We start from the raw sequence: 25,851 nt of genomic DNA, 5'->3' as shown, positions 1-25,851 counted from the left end.
GTCGGTGGCCGGGGCGTGGACCGGCTCAGGGCTCCAGGATGGTACGGACTCCGGTGTGCGTGCGGAGGTCGTCGAAGGCCGCCGCGGCCTCGGCGAGGGGCCGGGTCCGGCCGACCAGGTCGTCCAGCGGGAGCCGTCCGGCGAGGTGGAGGCGGGCGAGGCGGGGGATGTCCCGCTCGCCGATGCTGGAGCCGTAGTTGCAGCCGAGGATGCGTTTGCCCTGGTCGGCGAGGTCGAACAGGTTGAAGGAGCCGGTCGCCTCGGTGGGGGCCATGCCCACCAGCACGGCGGCGCCGCCGGAGGTCAGCATGGCGGGCAGCGTCTCGACGACCCGGGCGCTGCCGATCGCCTCGAAGGCGTAGTCGACGCCGCCCAGGTGCTCCTGGCACCAGGCCGCCACGTCCGTGCCGGCGCCGTCGAGGGTGTGGGTGGCGCCGAACCGGCGTGCCACGGCGAGGCGTTCGGGGGAGAGGTCGACGGCGACGACGGGATCGGCGCCGGCCAGGCGCAGCCCCATGACCACGCTGAGCCCGACCCCGCCGGTGCCGATGACGACCGCGGACTCGCCGGGGCGGACCTGGGCCGTGTTCACGACCGCGCCGACGCCGGTGGTGATGGAGCAGCCGAGCAGCGCGCCGATGGCGAACGGCAGCTCGGCCGGCACCTTGACCGCCGCGCTCTCGGGGACGACCAGCCGGCGGGTGAAGGCTCCCAGGCCCAGGTAGGGCCAGACCGGCTCGCCGTCGGTACCGGTGAAGGGGGTGGTGCCGTCGGGCAGGGTGTTGGCGACGGCCTGGGTGCCGGTGCACAGCCACGCCTGGCCGGCCACGCACTTGCGGCAGCGCCGGCAGGGCGCGAACCAGGAGAGGACGACGTGGTCGCCGGGGCGTACGGAGGCGACGCCGGCCCCGGTGGCGGTGACCACGCCGGCCGCCTCGTGGCCGAGGACGAGGGGGCGGTCGGTGGGCCAGTCTCCGGCGACGATGTGCAGGTCGGAGTGGCAGACGCCGGCGGCTCGTACGTCGATCTCGACCTCGCCCGGCCCGGGGGCCCGTGCCGCCACCTCGCGGATGCCGAGCCCGCCTGCGGGGTCGAAGACGACGGCGGGGGAGAGTTGCGTCGGCATCAGGGTGCCTCCACCTCTTCTGCGCTTGGGTGCGGTCCCGCGGTCCGCGGGAGCCGGGTGTGGGGTTTGGCGAAGGCGACGTAGGCGGCGCCGAGGACGAGGAGCACGGAGAAGACCAGGATCACGGCCCAGGTCTGCACCCAGCTCCCGCCGACCGGGGCGAGCGCGGCGCGCGGCCAGGCGATGTTGACCGCCTCGAACAGCAGCCACACCACGGCGGCCACGTTGACGACCAGGCCGGCGCGGCCGAGCCGCAGCCGTCCGGCGGCGGGGTTCCACCGGCCGCTGAGCCGGGCGGCGAGCGCGACCACGGCGACGGTGAGGAAGATGAAGTAGAAGCCGCCGGAGCCGAAGGCGATCAGGGTGGCGGCGGCGTTGCCGTTCAGGCCGAGCAGCAGTCCGAGCGTGGCGAGGACGGCCGTGGCGATGAGCGAGACGTAGGGGATCTGCCGCGGGCCGATGGTGGCCAGGGTGGTGGAGAAGGGGAGCTGACGGTCGCGGGCGAAGGCGAAGACGGCCCGCCCGATGTACGTCTGGATCGAGATGGCGCAGGCGAAGAACGCGATCAGCACGACGAGGATGAACGGCTTCTCGCTCCAGTCGCCGAGTCCGTCGGTGACCGCGGTGAAGACCGGGTCGGCGAGGGCGCCGGCCACGGCGTCCCGGGGCTTGGCCAGCGCCATCGTCACGGCCAGGCCGGTGAGCAGCACGGTGAAGGCGACGAACAGGTAGGCGCGCAGCAGGGCGCGCGGGACGCTGCGCCGGGGCTGTTCGGTCTCCTCGGCGACCTGGGTGGTGGCGTCGAAGCCGAGGAAGGCCCAGCCGGCGACGGCGAGGCAGGTCAGGAAGCCGGCCAGTACCGACCCCTGGGAGGCGCCCTCGGCCCCGAGGGTGTCGAAGAGGATGCCGAAGCCGTTGTGCCGGGCGAACAGCAGCAGGATCAGGCTGACCGCGATGGAGGCCACGCCCTCGGCGATGATGCCGGCGTTGAGGAAGTGCTTGACCGGGTTGACGCCGAGCAGGTTGATGCCGAGCGCGACGGCGACGAAGACGACGCCGAGCAGGACGTGGGTGAGCGGGGACGGGGTGCCGTCGGCGACGAGCATGTACAGCCAGCTCGCGCCGAGGTAGGCGACGGTCGTCAGGGAGGCGACGGCCGAGGCGAGGTAGAGCCAGCCCGTCAGCCAGCCCAGCCGGGGGCCGCCCAGCCGGCGTACCCACTGGTAGACGCCGCCGGTCATCGGGAACTGGGAGGACAGCTCGGCGTAGACGGTGGCCACGAGGAGCTGGCCGAGGAAGGCGACCACGACCGCCCAGATCCAGGCGGGGCCAGCGAAGACGAAGCCGAGCTGGACGACGGCGTAGATGCCGACGACGGGGGAGATGGTGGCGAAGCCGATGGCGAAGACGGCCCAGGCGGACAGGGTGCGTCTGAGCTCCTGCTGGTAGCCGTATTCGGCGAGGTCACCGGCGTCGGTGCGGATGTCGTTCATGCGTCTCCTGACCATGGCGCGTGCCGGAGGGCGCTATTGGCCGGGTGACCAATTGCTTAATTGGTCGCATACTCAATAACATCCGTCCCATGACGTCAAGGGGTCCTGGCAAACGAGTGCGCAAGGCGCCGGCCGAGCGCCGCAACGAGATCGTCACCACGGCCGCGCGGGTGGGCCTCACGGAGGGGCTGGAGTGCGTGACCCTGCGCCGGGTCGCCGACGAGCTGGGAGTGCAGGCGGGGCTGGTCGGCCACTACTTCCCGGCGGCGGACAAGCTCGTGGCCGAGGCGTTCACCAACGCCACGATGACGGAACTGGACGCGCTGCTGCCGGAGGCGGACGAGGACGTCCCGCCGGGCACGCTGCGGAGCTTCTTCCGGCTCATCTCCAGTGCCGAGTTCGACAACGTCAGCCGGCTCTGGCTGAACGCGCGGCACCTGTCCCGCTACCGTCCGGTGCTGCGCGAGCACGTGGTGGAGCAGGAACTGCTGTGGTGCCGCCGCATCGAGCGGGTGGTCGCCGCCGGGGTCGCGGCGGGGGACTTCCGCTGCGCCGACCCGTGGGTGGCGGCGGTCCGGATGCTGGTGGCGATCGACGGGACCACCGCGTACATCAACACCAGCGCCGACCATCGCGCGGCGGCGACGGGTGACATGGTCCGCACCTTCGCGGAGGCCGAACTCGGCCTGGAGCCGGGGGCGTTGGAGACGCCTGCGGTGGACTGAGGGGGCGGTCGCGGGGCCGGGCCGACGGCCTGGCCGGCCCGGGCGGCGGTGCCGCGGGCGTCCGCCGACGGCGCCTGGGCGGCGGTGCCGGCGGACGTCGGCCTGTCGTGCCTCGCGGCGGTGCCGGCGGATGCCGGCTCGTGGTGCCTGGGCGGCGGTGCCGCGGACGTCCGCCCGCGGCGTCCGTCTCGCCCTGCCCGGCCCCGCGCCCGTCTCGCCCTGCCCGGCCCCGCGTCCGTCTCGCCCTCCCCGCGCCCGGCCCCGCGCCCGGCCCCGCGCCCGGCCCCGCGCCCGGCCCCGCGCCCGGCCCCGCGCCCGGCCGTGCGCCCGGCCGTGCGCCGGGCCTTCGCGTCGGAAGGCCGGACGACTCGTCGAAGTGGCGGCCACCCCGGGACCGGGGTGGCCGCCACTGTCGTGGGCGGGGCTCCGCCGGCCGGCTCACGGGGCCCCGGTGGTCCGCGCGTGCCCGTCGGACGCCGGTGCGAGAGGCCGGCGTCCGACGGGCGAAACGGACCTCTCCCCGCAGACCCCTTGACACCTCAGGAGCCCCTTCAGGACTATATGAACCAACGGTTCGCTAAATGAACCAGCGAGCCTGATCCCTGGAGGAGAGCCGTGCGCATTCGGGTCCGCAAGATCATCAAGCAGCTCGATGAGACGAGGCTGGAGAACGGCCGGGCGGTGGAGCCGGTGCACCGGGTCGCCTTCGTCGGGGCCGTCATCGAGAACCCGTACCCCCGCGAGTACGTCCAGGACCTCGTCACCCTCGCCGACGAACTGGGCGAGGAGATCGGCGAACTGGTCGGCCCCGCCTGCGTGGACCTGCTCGGCGGCGAGGTCGAGGCGTTCGGCAAGGCCGCGCTGGTCGGGATCGAGGGCGAGGTCGAGCACGGCTCCGCCCTCATCCACAACCTGCGCTTCGGCAACGTCTTCCGCGGCGCCGCCGACGGCACCGAACTGCTGCCCGCCGCCGAGAAGGTCGGCCTGCCCGGCAGCCCGATCGACATCCCGCTCAAGCACAAGAAGGACGCGAAGACCCGGTCCCACCACCAGACGGTCACGCTCCAGATCGCCGACGTCCCCCGGCCCCGCGAGATCCTCGTCGTCTGCGCCGCCGCGAACGCCGGCCGCCCGCTGGCCCGGCTCGCCTCCTTCGGCGCCGAGACCCGCACCCCGTAACGGCGGACGAGCACCCACCCCCGTACGCAGCAGCCGACAACGACGAGGAGGGCCGTCCGTTGACCATCACCGAGACCGACGCGTGGACCGGGCAGCGCGTCAAGCAAGCCGACACCGAGTACGTCATCCACTCCTGGTCCGTCCAGGGGACACTCGATCCGATCCCGGTGGCCGGCGGCTCCGGGTCCTGGTTCTGGGACTACGAGGGCAACCGCTACCTCGACTTCCAGTCCCAGCTCGTCAACCTCAACCTGGGCCACCAGCACCCCAAGCTGGTCGAGGCGATCCGCGAGCAGGCGGGCCGGCTCTGCTACATCGGCCCCGGCTTCGCCGAACGCTCCCGCGCCGAACTGGCCGAGACGCTGGCCGACCTCACCCCCGGCGACCTGAAGATGAGCTTCTTCACCACCGGAGGGGCCGCCGCCAACGAGAACGCGATCCGCCTCGCCCGGCACGTGACCGGCCGCCACAAGGTGATCGCCCGCTACCGCTCCTACCACGGCGCCACCAACGGGGCGATGTCCCTGACCGGCGACCCGCGCCGCTGGTCGTCCGAGCCCGGCGGCATGCCCGGCGTGGTGCGGATGCTCGACCCGTACACCTACCGGTGCCCGGCCGGGCACCCCGACCCGTGCCCCGTCTGCTCCGGCGGCCCGCACCTGGAGGAGATCCTCCAGTACGAGAACCCGGAGACCGTCGCGGCGGTGATCATCGAGCCGGTCACCGGCACCAACGGCCTGATCTACCCGCCCGAGGGCTACCTGCGCTCGCTGCGCGAGGTCTGCGACCGGTACGGGATCATGCTGATCTTCGACGAGGTGATGGCCGGGTTCGGCCGCACCGGCGAGTGGTTCGCCTGCAACCACTGGGACGTCACCCCCGACATCCTGACCACCGCCAAGGGCCTCAACTCGGGGTACGTCCCGCTCGGCGCGATGACCGTCTCCTCCCGCATCGCCGACTGGCTCCGGGACCACATGTTCTGGGGCGGGCTCACCTACGCCGGGCACCCTCTCGCCTGCGCCTCCGGCGTCGCCTCCCTGCGGATCATGCGGGAGGAGAACATCGTGGAGAACGCCCGCGCCCGCGGTGAGCGCCTCGGTGCCGGACTCGCCCGGCTCGCCGAGAAGCACCCGAGCATCGGCGAGATCCGCGGCCGGGGCCTCTTCCACGGCGTCGAGCTGGTGAAGGACCGCGCCACCCGCGAACCCCTGGTCCCCTTCAACGCCAAGGGTCCGGCCGCCGCCCCGGTCGGCCGGCTGGTCAAGGCCGCCCTGGCCCGCGGCCTCTACCTCACCGCCAACTTCAACGTCCTGCGGCTCACCCCGCCGCTCGTCATCACCGACTCCGAGATCGATCTCGCCCTCGATGTGCTCGACGAGGTCCTGGGCCTGGCCGACGAGCACTACGTAGGGTGAGGCGCAGCGGTGGGGTGCGGCCGGACACACTCCGGGAAAGGGAGGGCACCATGGGTTCCACGCTGATCAGGGGCGGCACGGTGGTCAACGCCGACGCCGCCGTCCGGGCCGACGTACTGATCCGCGACGGGGTCGTCGCCGCGCTCGGCACGGGCGCCGAGGACTGGGCCGCCGACCGGGTGGTCGACGCGGAGGGCATGCTCGTGATGCCCGGCGGCATCGACGCCCACACCCACCTCGAATATCCGATCGACGGCTTCACCACCCGGACCGCCGACGACTTCCACAGCGGCACGGTGGCCGCCGCCCACGGCGGGACCACCACCGTCCTCGACTTCGTGAAGAAGGAGCCGGACCGCGGCCTGCGCGACACCTACCGGGCCCGGCGCGACACCGCGGCGGCCAAGGCGGTGGTCGACTTCGGCCTGCACGCGATCGTCCCGCCCCGCGCCCAGCAGCCCGACGTCCTCGACGACCTGCGCCAACTGGCCGACGAGGGCGCCACGAGCTGGAAGTTCTTCATGGCCTACCCCGGCACGCAGATGGTCGACGACGGGGAACTGCTGGAGGGCTTCGACCTCGCCCGCGGCCTCGGCGTGCTGCCGATGGTGCACGCCGAGAACGGCCACATGATCGACCGGGAGACACGGCGGCTGCTGGCCGACGGCCGCAGCGCCGAGGTCTTCCACGCCACCGCCCACGGCCACGAGTCGGAGGCGGAGGCCGTGCACCGCGCGGTGGTGCTCGCCGAGTCCGTCGGCACCCCGCTCTACGTCGTGCACGTCTCCAGCGCCGCCGCGGCCGACGAGATCGGCCGGGCCAGGGCGGCCGGTGCCCGGGTGTGGGGCGAGACCTGCCCCCAGTACCTGGCCGTCGCCTACGAGGACTACGCCGAACTGGGCGAGAAGGCCGCCGCCTACCTCTGCTCGCCCCCGATCCGGGAGCGGGGCAACCAGGCCGGACTGTGGCGCGCCCTGGTCACCGGCGCGCTGTCGACGGTCGCCACCGACCACGCCGGTTTCTGCCTGCACCAGCCGGAGGACCTGCCGCCGCAGAAGCTGCGCAGCCCCGGGTACTTCCCGAAGGTGCCCAACGGGGTCCCCGGGATCGAGGACCGCCTGATGGTGCTCTGGGAGACCGGGGTCGCCGCCGGCCGCTTCGACGCGTGCCGGTTCGTGGACCTGGTCGCCACCCGGCCGGCCAAGCTGTTCGGGATGTTCCCGCACAAGGGCGCCGTCGCCGTGGGCGCCGACGCGGACCTGCTCGTGTGGGACCCGGCGGCCGACCACGTGATCACCGCGGCCGGCAGCCACATGCGCACCGACTACAACCTCTACGAGGGGATGCGGGTGACCGGCCGCCCGGTCCGCGTCTTCTCCCGGGGCGAGCAACTCGTGGGCCCCGACGGTTCCTTCGAGGGAGCCGCCGGGCGAGGACGCTTCCTCACCCGCGGCGCGTCGGCCCGCACCGGCACCCCGTACTGAGAGCCCGTACCGAGAGCCCGTACGGAGAACCCGTACGAGCGCCCGCGCCGCGGCCCGCGCGCCGCCGCCCCCGCACCGGCACCCCGGTGCCGCGACCCCCGCACCGAGATCCCCCCACACCGAGACCCACCCCGTACGGAGGCCCCCTCTCCTCCGACGGGTACGCCCACCGCGGCGTCCCTCGTACGGAACATGATCGTCCGGTTCCTTTCCCGGGACGCGCGCCACGCACCACGAACGGAAACGGTGGCTCGATGAAACTCCCCCTGGGCATCCACGTCGGCGAACGGCTGAGCCTGGAGCAGACCTACTGGCAGGCCGAGCTGGCCGACCGCAACGGCTTCGAGTCCGTCTGGGTCGCGGAAGGACGGCTGGCCCGCGACGGCATCGTCCCCGCCGCCGTGATCGCCAGCCGCACCGACCACGTCAAGATCGGCACCGGTGTGGTCAACAACAAGAGCCGCAACGCGGCCCTGATGGCCGTCACCTTCAAGACCCTGGACGAGCTCGCCCCCGGCCGCGCCATCCTCGGCATCGGCGCCTGGTGGGAGCCGCTGGCCACCAAGGTCGGCCAGCCGCTGCGCAAGCCGGTCGCCTCGATGCGCGAGTACATCACCGTGCTCCAGACCTTCTTCCGCAACGAGGTCGTCTCCTTCGACGGCGAGTTCGTGCAGATGCGGGACGTGCGCTTCGACAGCATGTACCGCGAGAACAAGCCGGTCGACATCCCCATCTACATCGGCGCCGTCGGCCCGCGCATGCTGGAGCTGGCCGGTGAGATCAGCGACGGCGTCCACATGGACTTCCTGCTGCCGCCCTCGTACCTGACCGGTGCCAAGGAGGCGATCGCCAAGGGCATCGCCAAGCGCACCGACGGCAAGGACGCCATCGACCTCACCCAGATCGTGGCGTGCAGCGTCGACGACGACGATCCGCAGGAGGCCATCGACGCCTGCAAGGCGTTCCTCACCCTCTACCTCGCCCAGCAGCCGCACATCGCCGAGCACTGCGGCGTGGAGCGCGAGCTGGTTGACCGCATCCAGGAGCGGGCGGGCTGGCCCGCCACCCCGGAGGCGATCAAGAAGGCGATGCCGCTGGTCCCCAACGAGCTGGTGCAGAACGTCACCGCCTGCGGCACCACCGCCCAGGTCTTCGACAAGCTGATGGAGTACCACGAGGCCGGCGTCCGCTGCCCGATCATCTCCACGCTCGGCGACAAGGAGCAGACGCTGACCCGCCTCGCCCAGGCCGCGAAGGACTGAGGGCGATGAGCGACGTCACGCCCGCCCCTGCCCCCGCCCCCGCCCCCGTGGCCGTGGTCGGCGGCACCGGTCCGCAGGGCCGGGGCCTGGCCTACCGGCTCGCCCGCGCCGGTCACCCCGTGGTCCTCGGCTCGCGGGACGCCGGCCGGGCCGCCGAGGCCGCCGCGGCCCTGCGCGGACTGCCCGGTGTGGCCGCGCCGGTCGAGGGCGCCGCCAACGAGGACGCCGTCCGCCGGGCGGAAACGATCCTGCTGGCGGTTCCGTACCAGGGCCACGCCGACCTGGTCGCCTCGCTCGCCGAGGGCCTGGCCGGCAAGGTCCTCGTCTCCTGCGTCAACCCGCTGGGCTTCGACAAGGGCGGCCCCTACGGCGTGCCCGTCCCCGCCGGCAGCGCCGCCGAGGAAGCCGCCGCGCTGGTGCCCTCCGCCGTGGTCACCGGCGCCTTCCACCACCTGGCCGCCCCGTTGCTGCTCGACCCGGAGGCCGACCTGCGCCACGAGGACGTCCTCGTGTGCGGGGACGACGCCGACGCCAAGGCACGGGTGCTGGCCCTCGCCGCCGCCGTCACCGGCGGCCGGTCGGTAGACGCGGGCCGGCTCCGGCTCGCCGCCCAGCTCGAACCGCTCACCGCGGTGCTGATCTCCGTCAACAAGCGCTACCGGACCAGGTCGGGCATCGCCCTGACCGGTCTGCCGTCCACCGCCGAGAAGGAGGAAGTGGCGTGAAGCTCGCCGCCGTCCAGCTCCGGGCCACCGAGGACCGGGCCGAGACCGTCGAACGCGCCGGCGACCTGCTGGACGCCGCCGCCGACCAGGGCGCCGGGATCGTCCTGCTGCCCGAACTGTTCGCCGTCCCGTTCGTCCAGCCCGACCCGGACCCCGAGTACTTCCGGCTCGCGGAGAGCCTGGACGGGCCCTCCAACACGATGGCGGCCGAACGCTCCCGCCGGGCCGGCATCACCGTCGTCTCCTCCATCTTCGAGGAGGGCGAGGTGCCCGGCGTCTACTTCAACACCGCCTGCACCTACGTGCGCGGCGAGCTGAAGTCGGTCTACCGCAAGTCCCACCTGCCCTTCTCCAACGGCTTCCCGGAGAAGTTCTACTTCCGGCCCGGCGGCACCGAGCCCGAGGTGGTGGACACCGGCGAGACCGGCGTCGGCACGATCATCTGCTACGAGCGCCACTTCCCCGAGCTGAGCCGGATCGTCGCCCTGCGCGGCGGCTCGGTGCTCTGCGTCCCGGTGGCCTCGGCGAGCGCGCCGATGCGCGAGGTCTTCCAGCTCGAACTGCGCGCCCACGCCGTCTTCAACGGCATGTTCGTCATCTGCTCCAACCGCGTCGGCACCGAGGGCGTCAAGGAGTACTTCGGGCTCAGCGCGGTCTACGGCCCCGACGGCGACGTCCTCGCCCAGGCCGCCGACGACCGCGACGACATCGCCGTCGCCGAGGTCGACCTGGACCGGGTGGCCGCCACCCGGCGCAGCCGCCCCTTCCTGCGCGACCGCCGGCCCGAGCTGTACGACCGGCTCACCGGCATGGGACCGGCCGCGCCGTGAGCGGGCGGCGGACCGCGCCATGACCACGCCGTGGGTCGCGCTGGTGCCGGCGAAGTCCCTCGACCGGGCCAAGTCCCGGTGCACCGGGCTCACTCCGGACGCCAGACGGTCCCTGGCGCGGGCCATGCTGACCGACGTGGTGCGGCGGCTCGCAGGGGTGCCCGCCGTCCGCGCGGTCGTCGTGGTGACGACGGACCCCGAGGCGTCGGCGACGGCCCTCGCCTCGGGGGCCGCCGTCTGCGGGGGACGCCTCCCCGGCCTCAACGAGGAGGCCGGGGACGCCCTCCGGACGGTCGGCGGTGCCGACCCCGCCGCCGCACTCGCCCTGATCATGGGCGACCTGGCGGGGGCGGGCACCGCCGACTACGCCGCGGCCCTCGCCCTGGCCGGCCGCCACCGGCGCGCGGTCGTCGCCGACGCCGACGGCACCGGCACGACCCTGCTCACCCTGCGCTCCGCGGCGGACTTCCGGCCCTTCCTCGGACCGGGCTCGCTCGCCCGCTTCCGGGCCGCCGGACACCGCCCCCTCGACGTGGGCCCCGCCTCCCCGCTGCGCCGGGACGTGGACACCGTCGACCACCTGCTGTCGCTGCCCGCGCACACCCTCGGCCCCGCGACCCGGCGCTGGCTCGCCGCCGTCCGGCCGGACGGGGCCCGGCCGGGAGCGGCGGCCCCGTACGAACGAAGGGTCGGAACACCGTGAACGGCCTTCCCCGTCCCACCCGCTCGGCGATGAACCGGGCCCTGCGCCGGGCCCGCGACGCCGTGACGCTCGACGCCGCCGAGGCGGAGGTGCTGCTGCACGCGCGCGGCGCCGACCTCGACCGGCTCTGCGAGGCCGCCGGCCGGGTCCGCGACGCCGGGCTCGACGCCGCCGGGCGGCCCGGCGTGATCACGTACTCGCGCAAGGTGTTCGTGCCGCTGACCCGGCTGTGCCGGGACCGCTGCCACTACTGCACCTTCGCCACCGTCCCCGGCCGGCTCCCCGCGCCCTACCTCACACCGGACGAGGTGCTGGAGACCGCCCGCGCCGGGGCCGCGGCCGGCTGCAAGGAGGCGCTGTTCACCCTGGGCGACCGGCCCGAGGACCGCTGGCCCGCCGCCCGCGACTGGCTGGACGCCCACGGCTACGACGACACGCTCAGCTACGTGCGGGCGATGGCGATCCGGGTGCTGGAGGAGACCGGCCTGCTGCCGCACCTCAACCCGGGCGTGCTGACCTGGACGGACCTCCAGCGGCTCAAACCGGTCGCGCCCAGCATGGGGATGATGCTGGAGACCACGGCGACCCGTCTGTTCACCGAGCGCGGCGGCCCCCACCACGGCTCGCCCGACAAGGACCCCGCGGTGCGGCTGCGGGTCCTCGAGGACGCGGGCCGCAGCAACGTGCCGTTCACCACCGGCATCCTCGTCGGCATCGGCGAGACCCCCGCCGAACGGATCGACGCCCTGCGCGAGATCCGCCGGATCTCCCGGGCCTACGGGGGCATCCAGGAGGTGATCGTGCAGAACTTCCGCGCCAAGCCGGACACCGCGATGCGCGCCGCCCCCGACACCGGACCCGCCGAACTGGCCGCCACCGTCGCCGTCGCCCGGCTGCTGCTCGGCCCCGGCGCCCGCGTCCAGGCCCCGCCGAACCTGGTGGGCGAGGAGTACGCGCTGCTGCTGCGGGCCGGCATCGACGACTGGGGCGGGGTCTCCCCGGTGACCGGCGACCACGTCAACCCCGAGCGGCCGTGGCCGCTGATCGACGAACTGGCCGCGCGCACCGCCGACGCCGGCTTCACCCTGCGCGAGCGGCTGACGGTCCACCCCGAGTACCTGCGGCGCGGCGAACCCTGGCTGGACCCGCGGATCGCCCCGCACGTGGCGGCCCTCGCCGACCCGGTGACCGGCCTCGCCGCCGAGGGCGCCCGCCCGGCCGGCCTGCCCTGGCAGGAGCCGCAGACCCCGCTCGTCGCCACCGGGCGCACCGACCTGTTCGCCGCCGTCGACACCGAGGGCCGCGCCACCGACCGGCGGGCGGACTTCGACTCGGTGTACGGCGACTGGGCGGCGGTGGCCGGCGCCGTGCCCCCAAAGGCCCGCAGGGCGGGGCCGGCCGGCGCCGGGGGGCGCGCACCGGCGTCCGCGGCCCGGCCGCAGCGGCTGCGCCCCGAGTTCGCGGCGGCGCTGCGCGCGGCGGAGACCGATCCGGCGGGACTGCCCGCGGACCCGGCGCTCACCCTGCTCGGCGCCGGCGCGGGCGCGGAGATCGAGGCGCTGGCCGCGCTCGCCGACGCCCTGCGCGCGGACGCCGTCGGCGACGAGGTCACCTACGTCGTCACCCGCAACATCAACTTCACCAACGTCTGTTACACCGGCTGCCGTTTCTGCGCCTTCGCCCAGCGGCGCACGGACGCCGACGCCTACACCCTCTCCCTGGAGCAGATCGGCGAGCGGGCCGAACAGGCGTGGTCGGTGGGGGCGAGCGAGGTCTGCCTCCAGGGCGGCATCCACCCCGACCTGCCGGGCAGCGCGTACTTCGACATCGCCGCCGAGATCAAGCGCCGCACCCCGGGGCTGCACGTGCACGCCTTCTCCCCGATGGAGGTGGTCAACGGCGCTGCCCGGATGGACCTCTCGGTGCGCGAGTGGCTTCAGGGGGCCCGGGAGGCGGGGGTCGACTCGCTGCCCGGCACGGCCGCCGAGATCCTCGACGACCAGGTCCGCTGGGTGCTCACCAAGGGCAAGCTGCCCGCGGCCCAGTGGATCGAGGTGGTCACCACCGCGCACTCCCTCGGCATGCCGACCACGGCGACGATGATGTACGGCCACGTGGACACCCCGCGCCACTGGGTGGACCACCTGAAGCTGATCGGCCGGCTCCAGGAGGAGACGGGCGGTTTCACGGAGTTCGTGCTGCTGCCCTTCGTCCACACCAACTCCCCGGTCTACCTGGCCGGGATCGCCCGCTCCGGGCCGACCGTCCTGGAGAACCGGGCGGTGCACGCCCTGGCGCGCGTCCTGCTGCACGGCAGGATCGGCAACATCCAGACGAGTTGGGTGAAGCTGGCCCGGCAGAGCGTCCTCGACGTGCTGCGCGGCGGGGTCAACGACCTCGGCGGGACGCTGATGGAGGAGACGATCAGCCGGATGGCGGGCTCCTCGCAGGGCAGCCACAAGAGCGTCACCGACCTGGAGGCCCTGGCCCGGGACGCCGGCCGCCCGGCCCGGATGCGGACCACGGCGTACGGCGTCGTGGACGCGGAGCGGGAGGCGGTGGCGCGCGCCCACGACGGGGTGTGGCGGCCCCGGCGGGCGGTGCTGCCGCTGGTGTAGGGGCGGGGGAGGGGGACCGGGCGGCCGGTGCCGGAATTCACCGCCCGCTTCCCTTCACCCCTCTCTTCCGTCCCCCCTTCCGGCTCCCTATTCCGGGGGAATACCGCTTTCCCGGAATCGCCTTTCCGTTCTCCCCCGGAAGCCGCCCCTTCCGGGGCCCGGAATCCGCCCGCCCGGGGGCCGGGAGCCGCCCCGTCAGCGCCCCGGAGGGGCCGGCCACCCCCTCGGCCTGCCCTTTTCCGGGGCGTTCCGCGTGGTGTCCGGGAAACACCGGGGACGCCTTCGGAAGGGCTCCGGGCCGCCCCCGGAACACCTCCGGAAGAGGTAATTCCGAAGGGGCGCGGAAATCGGCCACGCGTTTCGGTCAAACCGTTGACGCGGGCCGGACCGGGCTCTAGCGTGAACCACCAGTTCACTCAGTGATCCAGTGCTGGGTGACGCACAGGTTGGCAGGGCGGCCCAGACCCCCTCCCTGGACGACACAGGACGACACATCCGAAGGATTCGGAGAGTGCCCGAGCATGACTGCGACCAACATCTCTGCATCGCCCAGACCCCCCGCGGCCCGCAAGGACCCAAGGCCCGCGGCCCCCCGGGAGCCCGGACGGGGTGGCACCCTGCTGCGCCGGATCACCGACCCGCTCGGCGCGCTGCTCGTCGTGGTCGCCCTCGCCGCGCTGTGGGAGGGGTACAAGGCGTTCGGCCGTGCCGTCGACGACCGGTTCCTCGGTCTCGGCCTGCCGGTCGCCACCGACGACCTCTCGATGCCGCACCTGTGGACCATCCTCGGCTCGCTCGCCGCGCCGGCCCGCGCCGGGGACCCCACCTCGCTCGCCGCCTACCTCGTCGGCGAGACCACCGTGACCCTCCGCGAGGCGCTGTACGGACTGGGCGCGGGATCGCTGCTCGGCCTCGTGCTCGCCGTGCTCTTCCTCCACGTGGCCCCGCTCAGCCGGGGCCTGATGCCCTGGCTGGTCGCCTCCCAGACCGTGCCGCTCGTGGCCATCGCCCCGATGATCGTCATCTGGGGCGGCAAGGCCGGACTGCCCCCGTGGGCCGGCGTCACCGGCATCGCCGCCTACCTCGCCTTCTTCCCCGTCACCGTCAACTCCCTGCGCGGACTGAAGTCCCCGCCCACCGTCCAGCTCGACTTCATGCGCAGCGTCGGCGCGGGACGGCTGCGGGTGCTGTGGTCGCTGCGGTTCCCCGCCGCCCTCCCGTACGTCTTCGCCGGGCTGCGGCTCGCCGCCACGGCGAGCGTGGTCGGCGCCATCGTCGGCGAACTGTCCGCCGGCACCGGCCGCGGCATCGGCCGCGCCATCCTCACCTCCGCCTACTACTACTCCAACGGCCCGGAGAAGCTGTACGCGGCCGTCCTCGTCGCCGCGATCGCCGGGATCCTCTTCGTCCAGGTCCTCGCCCTGCTGGAGCGGTTCGCCCTCCGCCACCGGCACGCCCGTTAGCCGAGAACCCTCACCCCCTGGAGCTCCTGATGGCCGAGCCCGCAATCATCTCCGTCCACGGAGTGGACAAAGTCTTCAACGGCGGCTCCGACCGCGCGGTCACCGCTCTGCAGGACATCGACCTGACCATCGGGCGGGGCGAGTTCATCTCCCTGCTCGGGCCCAGCGGCTGCGGCAAGTCGACCCTGCTGCGGGTGATGGCCGACCTCACCGCGCCCACCGGCGGCACCGTCACCGTCAACGGCAAGACACCGTCCGCGGCCCGCGCCGCCCGCGACTACGGCATGGTCTTCCAGCAGGCCGGCCTCTTCGAGTGGCGCAACGTCCTGCGCAACGTCGAACTCCCGCTCCAGGTGGCCGGTGCCAGGAAGGACGTGCACCGGGCCAAGGCGCTGGAGATGCTGGAGCTGGTCCGCCTGAGCGAGTTCGCCGGGCACTACCCCTGGCAGCTCTCCGGCGGCATGCAGCAGCGCGTGGCCATCGCCCGCGCCCTCTCCGCCGACCCGGAGATCCTCTTCATGGACGAACCGCTCGGCGCCCTCGACGAGATGAACCGGGAACGGCTCCAGGGCGAGCTGCTGCGCATCTGGGGCGACACCCGCACGACCGTCGTCTTCGTCACCCACAGCATCTCGGAGGCGGTGTTCCTCTCCTCGCGCGTGGTGGTGATGTCCGCGCGGCCCGGCCGGATCGCCGCCTCCATCGACGTGGACCTGCCCTACCCGAGGACCGCCGAGACGCGCACCACGCCGGAGTTCTTCGAGAAGGTCACCGAGGTCCGCAAGGCCCTTCACGGGGCCCCGGACGAGCGGGCGGCGGCATGAGCACCCTCCGGCTCTCCCGCCCCGGCGGCGGCTCCGCGCTGCGGACCCGGATCGGCAGGCTCACGCCGGTCGCGGTGACCGCGGTGGTCGTGCTCGGCCTCTGGCAGGCCGTGATCGCCCTCTTCGACGTACCCGTGTTCATCATGCCGACGCCGGTCATGATCGCGCAGGCGTTCCAGGACGACGCGGGCGCGATCATGTCGGCCTCCCGGGCCACCGTCCAGGCGGTCCTGCTCGGGCTGGCCCTCGGCTCCGCCGGGGGTGTCGTCACGGCCCTGGTGGTCAGCCGCTTCCCCCGGATGTCCGGACCGGTGCTGAACGCGGCCGTGCTGATCAACTGTGCCCCGGTCGTCGCCCTCGCCCCGATCTTCAACAACTGGTTCGGCGTGACGAGCCTGCTGTCCAAGGCCGGCGTCGCCGCCGTGATGGTCTTCTTCCCGGTCTTCGTCAACACCACCCGGGGACTCCTCCAGGTCGCGCCCCTGCACCTGGAGATCATGGAGTCCCTCGCCGCCCGCCCGCGCCAGGTGGCCCTCATGCTGCGGCTGCCCAACGCCCTCCCGTTCGTCTTCAACGCGCTCAAGCTCGGCACCACCCTCGCCGTCATCGGCGTCATCGTCAGCGAGTACTTCGGCGGCAGCACCGAGGCGCTCGGCGTCTACATCGCCTATCAGGCGGCCCTTCCCCGCTTCGACTACGCCTGGGCCGGAATCCTCGTCTCCGGCGCGCTCGGACTCGCCCTGTTCGGGGCGGTGACGCTGCTGGAGCGGCTGCTGATGCCGTGGCACGCGTCCCTGCACGACCAGGCGTCCTGACCGACGGCCGCCCCCTCCCCCCGGCCGTTCCCGTCCACCCCTCTTCCTTCCCGCGCGGAGGTAACGTGTCCAGAAACCGAGCACCACTGCCCAGATCCGCCCGTCGAGGGCTCCGGTCGGCCGCGGTCCTGTCCGCCGGCGCGCTGCTGCTCGCCGCCTGCGGCGGCATGTCCGAGTCCGGGAGCCGGGCCGCCGCCGAGGCGGGCAAGGACTGCGCCTCCCGCACGAAGGTCCGCGTCGTCCTCCAGTGGGTCGCCCAGGCCCAGTTCGCCGGGTACTACGCGGCCAAGGAGAAGGGCTTCTACGACAAGGCGTGCCTCGACGTGACGATCCAGGAGGGCGGGGTGAACATCGTGCCCCAGCAGGTCCTGTCGGCCGGCAACGCCGAGTTCGCCGTCTCCCACGTCACCAAGACCATGGTCACCCGGGAGCAGGGCGCCGACCTCGTCAACATCGGCCAGGAGTTCCAGCGCGGCGCCTACCTCCAGGTCGCCTGGGCCGACTCCGGCATCAAGGACCTCGCCGACCTCAAGGGCAAGCGCGTCGGGAGCTGGGGCTACGGAAACGAGCTGACCCTGTTCGCCGCGATGCGCGGCTCGGGCGTCGACCCGGCCAAGGACGCGGAGATCATCCAGCAGCCCTTCGACATGTCGCTGCTGCTCAAGCGGGAGGTCGACGCGGCACAGGCCAAGACCTTCAACGAGTACGCGCAGCTCCTGGAGACCACGAACCCGAAGACCGGCAAGCTCTACCAGCCCTCCGACTTCGTCGCCATCAACCTCCAGGACGCCGGCTACCAGACCCTGGAGGACGGCATCTACGCCAAGGAGGAGTGGCTGGCCAAGAAGGAGAACCAGGAGACGGCGGTCAAGTTCCTCAAGGCCACCTACCAGGGCTGGGGCTTCTGCCGCGACGACCTGGAGGGCTGCGTCGACATCGTCCTCGAGAACGGCAGCGCCCTCGGCAAGGGCCACCAGACCTGGATGCTCAACGAGGTCAACAAGCTGATCTGGCCCGCCGAGAAGGGCGTCGGCACGGTGGACGAGGGGGCCTGGGACCAGACCATCGACCTCGCGGTGAAGGCCGGGCTGCTCAAGGCGCCGCCCACCGAGGGCGCGTACCGCACCGACCTGACCGAGAAGGCGCTCAAGGAACTCACGGCGGAGGGGTTCGACGTGACCGGCTCGTCCTACCGGCCCGAGACCGTCGAGGTCACCCCGGGCGGCAAGTGACCCGGCGGGCCCGGCGTGCGCCGGGTCCAGGCGGCACGCGGCGGCCGGGCCGTCCCTGCCTGCCAGGATGGACGCACCGCCCGGCAGCGAACCCGACGTGACAGACGGAGGAACAATGGCACCCAGTGAAGCAGGTCTCGTCCGCAGGACGATCTGGCTCCTGCGCACGGTCGCGGCCCACCCCGAGGGGGTCGGGCTCAGCGAGATCGCCCGGGAGTCCGGCATCCCCAAGGCCACCTGCTACCGGGTGCTCACCGTCCTGGAGCGGGAGAGCTGGCTGAACCTGGACCCGGTCACCCGCCGCTACCGCGTCTCGCTGGGCCTGCTCTCCATCGTCGGCGGGCTGCTGGACGGCGGCGGCGCCTACGGCCACATGCGCGACGTGCTGCGCGACCTGGCCAAGGAGACTAAGGAGACCGCCGGCTTCGACGTGCTGCTCGCCCCGAACGTCATGGTCGTCGCCCAGGTCCCCGGCCCCTCCCTGATCGGCCAGACCCTCAAACCCGTACCCCGGACCCAGCCGGTGTGGGCCACCTCCACCGGCAAGGTCCTGCTCAGCGCCCTCGAACCGGACCGCATCCGGGCCGAGTTCGGCGAGGAGTTCGAGGCCCACGCGCCCGAACAGCTCGGCGGGCTCGACGCGTTCATCGAGTCCATGGGCGAGGTGCGCACCCGCGGGTACGCCGTCGCCTACGACGAACTGGAGGTCGGCGCGGCCTCCGTCGCGGCCCCCGTCCGGGTCGGCGACGCCACCACCTACGCCGTCTGGATCGGCGGACCCACCTACCGGCTGACCCGCCCGCGCATCGACGAGGTCGCCGAGGCCGTCCGGAAGGCGGCCCGGCAGCTCGGCGAACTGCTCAGCGTCACCGGCATCGAACTGCCCACCGGATTCACCGAGCGCTAGCCCCGAGCGGCGGCGGCGCCTCGGCCCCGGACGGGGCACACCCCACGGCCACCACCATCCGGCGGGGCCGCGGAGCGAACGAGGAGGAAGCCAATGGCGGCACTTCAGGAGCGGCTGCGCGCCGCCCGGGAGGTCGTGCAACGCACACCCCAGGGCCTGTTCGTCGACGGCGAATGGCGCCCGTCCCGCAGCGGGGCGACCCTCGCCGTCGAGGACCCCGGCACCACCCAGACGATCGCCGAGGTCGCCGACGCCGCCCCGGCGGACGCCGTCGACGCCCTCGACGCCGCCGTGCGGGCCCAGGCGTCCTGGGCGGCGACCCCGCCCCGCGAACGCGGCGAGGTCCTGCGCCGGGCCTACGAGGCGATCACCGCCCGCACCGACGAACTGGCGCTCGTGATGACGCTGGAGATGGGCAAGCCGCTGGCCGAGTCCCGCGCCGAGGTGGCCTACGCCGCCGAGTTCCTGCGCTGGTTCTCCGAGGAGGCCGTGCGCATCGACGGCGGGTACATGACCGCCCCCGGCGGCGGCTCCCGGGTGGTGACCCTGCGCCAGCCGGTCGGCCCCTGCCTGCTGATCACCCCGTGGAACTTCCCCATGGCGATGGGCACCCGCAAGATCGGCCCGGCGCTGGCGGCCGGCTGCACCGTCGTCGTCAAGCCCGCCCGGCAGACCCCGCTGTCCATGCTGGCCCTGGTGGACATCCTGCGGGAGGCCGGGGCGCCCCCCGGGGTGGTGAACGTCTTCACCACCAGCCGCTCCGGCGAGGTCACCGACCACCTGCTGCACGACACCCGGCTGCGCAAGCTGTCCTTCACCGGCTCCACCGGGGTCGGCCGCGCCCTGCTCGCCGGCGCCTCCCGCACCGTGCTGCGCACCTCCATGGAACTGGGCGGCAACGCCCCCTTCCTGGTCTTCGCCGACGCCGACCTGGACGCGGCCGTCGAGGGCGCCTTCCAGGCGAAGATGCGCAACACCGGCGAGGCGTGCACCGCCGCCAACCGCTTCTACGTCCACACCTCGCTCGCCGCCGAGTTCGGCCGGCGCCTCGCGGACCGGCTCGGCGCCCTCCCGGTCCGCCACGGGCTCGACCCGGAGTCGCTGGTCGGCCCGCTGATCGACGCGGCGGCGGTCAAGAACGTCACCGCCCTGGTCACCGACGCCACCGAGGCCGGCGCCACCCTGCTCACCCCGGAGGCGGACGTCCCCGCCGACGGCCACTTCCTCGCCCCGGCGGTGCTGGACGGGGTCCCCCTCGGGGCGCGTGCCCTGCGCGAGGAGATCTTCGGCCCCGTCGCCCCGATCGTCGCCTTCGACGACGAGGAGAGCGCGGTGGCCCTCGCCAACGACTCCGAGTACGGGCTCGCCGGGTACCTCTACACCGAGAGCCTCGACCGCGGGCTGCGGGTCTCCGAGCGGCTGGAGTGCGGCATGGTCGGGCTCAACCAGGGCGTCATCTCCAACCCGGCCGCGCCCTTCGGCGGCGTCAAGCAGTCGGGCCTGGGCCGCGAGGGCGGCGCGGTGGGCATCGACGAGTACCTGAGCCTGAAGTACCTGGCGATCAGGGCGGACCGATGACCGGCTTCGTCCTCGCGGGCCTCCAGTACGAGCCCGTCCTGCGCGATCCGGCGGCCAACATCGCCACGTCCTCCCGGCTCGTCCGCGAGGCCGCGGCGGCCGGGGCCCGCCTGGTGGTCCTGCCCGAGGCCGCCTCGGCCGGGTACATGTTCACCGACCGCGACGACGCCCGCCGCAACGCCGAGCCCGTCCCCGGCGGCCCGGTCGGGGACGCCTGGGCCGCGCTCGCGGCCGAACTGGACCTGTGGATCGTCGGCGGCATCACCGAACTGGCCGTGGAGGAGGGCCGGGAGAAGGTCTACAACGCGGCGGCGCTCTTCGGCCCCGACGGGCATGTGGGCACCTTCCGCAAGGCGCACCTGTGGAACTTCGAGAAGCGGCTCTACGACCGCCAGGAGGACGGCTTCCCCGTCTTCCGCACGCCGCTCGGCAACATCGGCGTCGGCATCTGCTATGACGCGTGGTTCCCGGAGACCTTCCGCAGCGCCGCGCTCGGCGGCGCCGACCTGCTCGCCCTGCCGTCCAACTGGGTGCCCGTACCGGGGCAGCCCGAGGACGCCCCGGCGATGGCCAACCTGATGTGCATGACCGCCGCCCACAGCAACCAGTTCTACGTCGCGGGGATCAGCCGCACCGGCGCCGAACGCGACCAGCCCTTCATCGGCCGGTCGCTCCTCGTGGGCCCCGACGGCTGGCCGCTGGCCGGACCGGCCGCGGGCGAGGGCGAGGCCGTCCTGCTCGCCGAGGTGGACCTGATCGGCTCCCGCGAGGCACGGCACGGCAACCCCTTCAACCAGCCGCTCGGCGACCGTCGTACCGACGTCTACCGCAGCGGCGACTTCACCCCGGAGCCCGCGCGGCCGGCCGGCGACCCCGCCTGACCCGCACCCCTCCGGCGGCTCCGTCCGCCCCGGGGACCGCCGCCCGCCGCGGTCCCCGGCCCCGGGGCTCCCCGCTCCTTCCGGCCTTCTGCCGCTTTCCCCGCGGCTTCCCCCCGCCATCCCCGCCATCCCCGCCATCCCCCGTTTTCTCCCGAACAAGGGACACACCGGCGTCTATTGACAGGCCGGGGGGCCTCCCACAGACTTCTTTCCACCCTCTGAACCCCTGGTTCACTCTATGGACCAAAAGGTGAACGGTTATGCGAGCGAACGAGCGCAGCGGCACACAGGTGGAGCTCACCGACCCGAGCAGTATCGAGAGCAGTCCGCTCTACAACGCGGACCTCGCCCCCGTACCGCTCTCCGGCCGGACCTGGACCACGTACAACTACGCGGCCCTGTGGATGGGCATCGCCCACGGCATCCCCACCTACTACCTCGCCAGCGGGCTCATCGACCTCGGCATGAGCTGGTACCAGGCGGTCATGACGATCGCCCTCGGCAACCTCATCGTCCTGGTGCCGATCCTCCTCAACAGCCACGCCGGCACCAAGTACGGCATCCCCTACCCCGTCTTCGCCCGCGCCGCCTTCGGCACCCTCGGCGCCAACGTGCCCGCGCTGCTGCGCGCCCTGTCCGCGTGCGGCTGGTTCGGCATCCAGACCTGGATCGGCGGCCAGGCCATCTACACCATCACCGGCGCCTTCGCCGGGGACGGCTGGCTGCACGCGGGCGAACTGTGGGGACACCCCAGGACGCTGTGGCTGTCCTTCGCCGTGTTCTGGCTGCTGCAGATCGCGCTCATCGTGCGCGGTGTCGAGTCCATCCGCCGCTTCGAGAACTGGTCCGCGCCGCTCATCCTGGTCGTCGCCGCCTTCCTGCTGGTCTGGATGGTCGTCCAGGCCGACGGCTTCGGCCCGCTCGCCACCGAGGGCTCCAAACTGGGCTGGGGCACCGACTTCTGGGCGCTCTTCGCACCCTCCCTGATGGGCATGGTCGCCTACTTCGCCACCATGTCCGTGAACATCGCCGACTTCACGCGCTTCGCCAAGGGCCAGCGCGAGCAGATGCGGGGGCAGTGCCTCGGCCTGCCCACCACCATGACCGTCTTCTCCATGATCGGCGCCCTGACCACCTCGGCCACCATCGCCGTCTACGGGCACGCCATCTGGGACCCCATCGACCTGGTCAGCCGCTTCTCCCACCCGGTCGTCATCCTCTTCGCCCTGCTCTGCGTCATCGTGGCCACCATCGCCGTCAACGTCGCCGCCAACACCGTCGGCCCGGCCTACGACTTCTCCAACGCCTTCCCGCGCCTGATCAGCTTCCGCACCGGCGGCGTCATCGCCGGGGTCATCGGCATCCTGATGCAGCCCTGGCGGCTGCTCTCCTCGCCGGAGCTGTACATCTTCACCTGGCTCGGCGTGACCGGCGCCTTCCTCGGCGGCGTCGCCGGCATCCTCGCCGCCGAGTACTGGCTGCTGCGCAGGCGGGTCCTCGACCTCGCCGGCCTCTACACCCGCGGCGGCCCCTACGAGTACGCCCGCGGCTTCAACTGGCGCCCGCTGCTCGCCCTCGCCGTCGTCCTCTTCCTCTCCCTGGCCGGCGCCTACTCCGAGGACGGCGCGGGTCCCTTCCCCGCCGACGGCTACGTCCCCTTCCTCAAGCCGCTGTTCGACTACAACTGGGCCGTCGCCTTCCTCGGCGGGATCGTCCTGCACACCCTGTTCAGCAGGATCGTTCCGCCGCGTGCTCCGCTCCCCGTCTCCGAGGCCCCCCGCAAGGCCGCGGTCTGAGCGCCGCCGCCCGGCGCCCCGGCGCCACCGCACCCCCGAGCCGCCCCTCGTCCCCGACCTCCCTGGAGGCCATCCGATGAAGACCCGCGCCGCCGTCATGACCGCCCCCGGCAAGGACTGGGAGATCATGGAACTGGACCTGGCGCCGCCCCGCGCCGGCGAGGTCCTGGTCCGCTTCACCCACGCCGGGCTCTGCTACTCCGACGAACACGTCCGCACCGGCAACATGGCCCCGCTGCCCGTCATCGGCGGCCACGAGGGCTCCGGGATCGTCGAGGCGGTCGGCGAGGGCGTCTCCCGCCTCGCCCCCGGCGACCACGTCGCCGCCTCCTTCAAACCCTCCTGCGGACACTGCCGCTGGTGCGCCGACGGCCGCGCCAACCTGTGCGACGCCGCCGCCTACGGCCCCGAGGGCAAACTGCCCGACGGCACCTACCGGTTCACCGGCCCGGACGGCCCCCTCGGCGCCAACTGCGCGCTGGGCACCTTCGCCGAACACTCCGTCGTCTCCCAGGACTCCCTGGTCCGCGTCGACCCCGACGTGCCGCTCTCCGTCGTCGCCCTGGTGAGCTGCGGCGTCCTCACCGGCTGGGGCGCGGCCGTGCACGCCGCCGAACCCCGGCCCGGCGACACGGTCATCGTCGTCGGCGCCGGCGGCGTCGGCATCAACGCCGTCCAGGGCGCCCGCCTCGCCGGCGCCGGCGACGTCGTCCTGGTCGAGCCCAACGAGGCCAAGCACGCCCTCGCCCGCGACCTCGGCGCCACCCACGTCTGCCGCGACCTGGCCGAGGCCGGCGCCCTCGCCGCCCGGCTCAACCCCGGCGCGGGCGGCGCCGACACCACCCTCGTCTGCACCGGCGAGACCACCGCCCCCATCGTCCGCGCCGCCTTCGAGGCCACCGGCAAGGGCGGCACCATCGTCCTCGCCGGCATGTCCGAGGACGTCCACGACATCAACGTCCAGCTCCCCGGCACCCAGATGGTCTTCGCCGAGAAACGCCTCCAGGGCACCATCTTCGGCTCGTGCAGCCCCATCCGGGACGTGCCCCGCGTGCTCTCCCTCTACCGCCAGGGCCTGATCAAGCTCGACGAACTGGTCAGCCGCACCTACCCCCTCGACGAGATCAACCAGGGCTTCGCCGACCTGCGTTCCGGCCGCAACCTGCGCGGCGTCGTCGCCCACCGCGGCGCCCCGTGACCCCCGCACCGCGCCCACCGCACGCACCGCAGGAACCGAAGGAGCACCCCGCCATGTCCCACGGGACCGACCGCGACGCCCTCTACCTCGACGGCGGCTGGCACGCCCCCGCCGGCGACCGCACCTTCACCGCGGTCGGCGCCGCCACCGAGGAACCGCTCGGCCACTTCCCCGAGGCGTCCCGCGCCGACGTCGACGCTGCCGTCGCCGCCGCCCGCCGCGCGGCCGGCGGCACCCGCGGCTGGGGCACCGCCGCCGACCGCGCCGCCGCCATGGAACGCCTCGCCCTCGCCCTGGAGGCCCGCACCGACGCCCTCGGCACCCTCATCGCCCAGGAGGTCGGCACCCCGAGGGCCCGCGCCGTCGAGGCCAACGTCGGCGCCGCCGCCGGACTGCTCCGCTTCTACGCCCCGCTCACCGGCGTGATGCACAGCGAGGACCTGCGGCCCGCCGGATACGGGCACAGCCTGGTCCGCCGGGAACCGGTCGGCGTCGTCGCCATGATCGTGCCCTGGAACTACCCGCTGAGCACCCTCTTCTTCAAACTGGCCCCCGCCCTCGCCATGGGCTGCACCGCCGTGGTCAAACCGTCCCCCACCACCGGACTGGACTCCTTCCTGGTCGCCGACGCCGTCCACGAGGCCGGCTTCCCGCCCGGCGTGATCAACTTCCTGCCCGCCGAACGGGAGGTGGGGGAGTACCTCGTCACCCACCCCGGCGTCGACAAGGTCGCCTTCACCGGCTCCACCGCCGCCGGACGCCGCATCGGCGGCCTGTGCGGCGCCCTGCTGCGCCCGGTCACCCTGGAACTGGGCGGGAAGTCCGCCGCGATCCTGCTGGAGGACGCCCCGCTGCCGCTCCTCCTCGACCACCTGCTCGACCTGTCCTTCAACAACAACGGCCAGACCTGCACCAACAACACCCGCCTGCTGGTGCCCCGCTCCCGCTACACCGAGATCGTGGACGCCGTCACCGACACCGTCGCCGCCTGGCCGGTCGGCGACCCGCTCGACCCGGCCACCGTGATCGGCCCGGTCGCCGGCGCCGCCGCCCGCGAGCGCATCGAGGGTCACCTCGACCGGGGCCGCCGCGAGGGCGCCCGCGTCACCACCGGCGGCGGACGCCCCGCCGGACTCGACCGGGGCTACTACGTCGCGCCCACCGTCTTCGCCGACGTGGAGCCGTCGATGGCGATCGCCCGCGAGGAGATCTTCGGCCCCGTCGTCACCGTCACCCCCTACGACGGCACCGTCGAGGGCGCCGTGGCGCTCGCCGAGGACTCCGCCTACGGACTGGCCGGCAGCGTCTGGACCGAGGACGAGGCGCTGGGACGGCGGGTGGCCCGCGCGGTGGACACCGGCACCTTCAGCGTCAACCACGCCAACTTCGACATCGGCGCCCCCTTCGGCGGGCGACGGGACAGCGGGCTCGGCTCCGAACTGGGCCGCGAGGGGATCGACGCGTACCTCCAGTACAAGACGATCTTCGTGACCGAGCCGCCGGGACCGGAGGAGAGCGACGGACCCGCCCGGACCGCCGCCCCGGCCACCGCGCCCGCCCCCGCCCGCTGACCCCGCGCGCCCGCCCCGCCCGA

21 protein-coding genes are annotated in these 25,851 nt (G+C 73.4%); 19 read left to right on the top strand and 2 right to left on the bottom strand.

The genetic code is table 11. The features are described 5' to 3' along the window. Nucleotides 1-25: 25 nt before the first annotated feature. Together VM636_RS13115 and VM636_RS13110 are read right to left on the bottom strand one after the other, a co-directional pair. Complete coding sequence (locus VM636_RS13115) at nucleotides 26-1,126, bottom strand: Zn-dependent alcohol dehydrogenase (protein ID WP_030422681.1); 1,101 nt, start codon at nucleotides 1,124-1,126, stop codon at nucleotides 26-28. Beyond that, nucleotides 1,126-2,619: an APC family permease gene (locus VM636_RS13110; RefSeq protein ID WP_030422682.1), complete on the bottom strand. Its 1,494-nt coding sequence runs from the start codon at nucleotides 2,617-2,619 to the stop codon at nucleotides 1,126-1,128. The genes VM636_RS13115 and VM636_RS13110 overlap by 1 nt, the downstream gene beginning before the upstream one ends. Before the next feature lie 89 nt (nucleotides 2,620-2,708). Between VM636_RS13110 and VM636_RS13105 the strand changes: the two genes are divergently transcribed. From VM636_RS13105 to VM636_RS13015, 19 genes are all read left to right on the top strand, one after another. Then, nucleotides 2,709-3,344 carry a TetR family transcriptional regulator C-terminal domain-containing protein gene (locus VM636_RS13105; RefSeq protein ID WP_053913319.1) on the top strand — a complete coding sequence of 212 codons (636 nt, stop codon included), beginning with the start codon at nucleotides 2,709-2,711 and terminating at the stop codon, nucleotides 3,342-3,344. A 615-nt stretch (nucleotides 3,345-3,959) separates the two neighbouring features. After that, nucleotides 3,960-4,523 carry an amino acid synthesis family protein gene (locus tag VM636_RS13100; protein ID WP_234340402.1) on the top strand — a complete coding sequence of 188 codons (564 nt, stop codon included), beginning with the start codon at nucleotides 3,960-3,962 and terminating at the stop codon, nucleotides 4,521-4,523. A gap of 59 nt (nucleotides 4,524-4,582) precedes the next feature. After that, a complete protein-coding gene (locus tag VM636_RS13095) occupies nucleotides 4,583-5,941 on the top strand; it encodes an aminotransferase class III-fold pyridoxal phosphate-dependent enzyme (protein WP_037858321.1) in 1,359 nt (452 codons plus the stop codon). 50 nt (nucleotides 5,942-5,991) lie between these two features. Then, entirely contained in the window at nucleotides 5,992-7,425 is a 1,434-nt protein-coding gene (gene hydA, locus VM636_RS13090) for a dihydropyrimidinase (protein ID WP_030420633.1), read from the top strand. 254 nt (nucleotides 7,426-7,679) lie between these two features. Next, nucleotides 7,680-8,687 carry an LLM class flavin-dependent oxidoreductase gene (locus tag VM636_RS13085; RefSeq protein ID WP_030420632.1) on the top strand — a complete coding sequence of 336 codons (1,008 nt, stop codon included), beginning with the start codon at nucleotides 7,680-7,682 and terminating at the stop codon, nucleotides 8,685-8,687. 5 nt (nucleotides 8,688-8,692) lie between these two features. Continuing rightward, a complete protein-coding gene (npdG, locus tag VM636_RS13080; protein WP_051821361.1) occupies nucleotides 8,693-9,412 on the top strand; it encodes an NADPH-dependent F420 reductase in 720 nt (239 codons plus the stop codon). Beyond that, nucleotides 9,409-10,242, top strand: coding sequence for a nitrilase-related carbon-nitrogen hydrolase (locus VM636_RS13075; RefSeq protein WP_051821360.1), 834 nt, complete (start codon nucleotides 9,409-9,411; stop codon nucleotides 10,240-10,242). Before npdG ends, VM636_RS13075 begins: the two co-directional genes overlap by 4 nt. A gap of 19 nt (nucleotides 10,243-10,261) precedes the next feature. Continuing rightward, on the top strand, nucleotides 10,262-10,945 hold the full coding sequence (gene cofC / locus VM636_RS13070) for a 2-phospho-L-lactate guanylyltransferase (protein ID WP_051821359.1): 684 nt from the start codon (nucleotides 10,262-10,264) through the stop codon (nucleotides 10,943-10,945). After that, nucleotides 10,942-13,563, top strand: coding sequence for a bifunctional FO biosynthesis protein CofGH (locus tag VM636_RS13065; protein WP_078855960.1), 2,622 nt, complete (start codon nucleotides 10,942-10,944; stop codon nucleotides 13,561-13,563). Before cofC ends, VM636_RS13065 begins: the two co-directional genes overlap by 4 nt. Before the next feature lie 521 nt (nucleotides 13,564-14,084). Next, on the top strand, nucleotides 14,085-15,026 hold the full coding sequence (locus VM636_RS13060; RefSeq protein ID WP_078855959.1) for an ABC transporter permease subunit: 942 nt from the start codon (nucleotides 14,085-14,087) through the stop codon (nucleotides 15,024-15,026). A gap of 29 nt (nucleotides 15,027-15,055) precedes the next feature. Further along, nucleotides 15,056-15,850 carry an ABC transporter ATP-binding protein gene (locus tag VM636_RS13055; protein ID WP_030420626.1) on the top strand — a complete coding sequence of 265 codons (795 nt, stop codon included), beginning with the start codon at nucleotides 15,056-15,058 and terminating at the stop codon, nucleotides 15,848-15,850. Then, nucleotides 15,847-16,665 (top strand): ABC transporter permease, encoded by an 819-nt coding sequence (locus VM636_RS13050; protein WP_051821358.1) that lies wholly within the window; start codon nucleotides 15,847-15,849, stop codon nucleotides 16,663-16,665. Before VM636_RS13055 ends, VM636_RS13050 begins: the two co-directional genes overlap by 4 nt. A gap of 65 nt (nucleotides 16,666-16,730) precedes the next feature. After that, on the top strand, nucleotides 16,731-17,897 hold the full coding sequence (locus VM636_RS13045) for an ABC transporter substrate-binding protein (protein WP_199809391.1): 1,167 nt from the start codon (nucleotides 16,731-16,733) through the stop codon (nucleotides 17,895-17,897). Between the two features lie 115 nt (nucleotides 17,898-18,012). After that, on the top strand, nucleotides 18,013-18,804 hold the full coding sequence (locus VM636_RS13040) for an IclR family transcriptional regulator (protein WP_030420623.1): 792 nt from the start codon (nucleotides 18,013-18,015) through the stop codon (nucleotides 18,802-18,804). 93 nt (nucleotides 18,805-18,897) lie between these two features. Then, nucleotides 18,898-20,382 carry an NAD-dependent succinate-semialdehyde dehydrogenase gene (locus VM636_RS13035; protein ID WP_030420622.1) on the top strand — a complete coding sequence of 495 codons (1,485 nt, stop codon included), beginning with the start codon at nucleotides 18,898-18,900 and terminating at the stop codon, nucleotides 20,380-20,382. Then, a complete protein-coding gene (locus tag VM636_RS13030) occupies nucleotides 20,379-21,263 on the top strand; it encodes a nitrilase family protein (protein WP_051821356.1) in 885 nt (294 codons plus the stop codon). The genes VM636_RS13035 and VM636_RS13030 overlap by 4 nt, the downstream gene beginning before the upstream one ends. A gap of 260 nt (nucleotides 21,264-21,523) precedes the next feature. Next, nucleotides 21,524-23,059, top strand: a complete 1,536-nt coding sequence (locus VM636_RS13025; protein ID WP_030420620.1) for an NCS1 family nucleobase:cation symporter-1 — start codon at nucleotides 21,524-21,526, stop codon at nucleotides 23,057-23,059. 76 nt (nucleotides 23,060-23,135) lie between these two features. Further along, nucleotides 23,136-24,257, top strand: coding sequence for a Zn-dependent alcohol dehydrogenase (locus tag VM636_RS13020; protein ID WP_053913317.1), 1,122 nt, complete (start codon nucleotides 23,136-23,138; stop codon nucleotides 24,255-24,257). A gap of 53 nt (nucleotides 24,258-24,310) precedes the next feature. After that, a complete protein-coding gene (locus tag VM636_RS13015) occupies nucleotides 24,311-25,828 on the top strand; it encodes an aldehyde dehydrogenase (RefSeq protein WP_078855957.1) in 1,518 nt (505 codons plus the stop codon). The last annotated feature ends 23 nt before the right edge of the window (nucleotides 25,829-25,851 follow it).

It is taken from the genome of Streptomyces sp. SCSIO 75703 (assembly GCF_036607905.1).
Classification (GTDB): Bacteria; Actinomycetota; Actinomycetes; order Streptomycetales; family Streptomycetaceae; genus Streptomyces.
The sequence above is the reverse complement of the archived record's forward strand: the minus strand, read 5'-3'. Positions and strand labels throughout refer to the sequence as shown.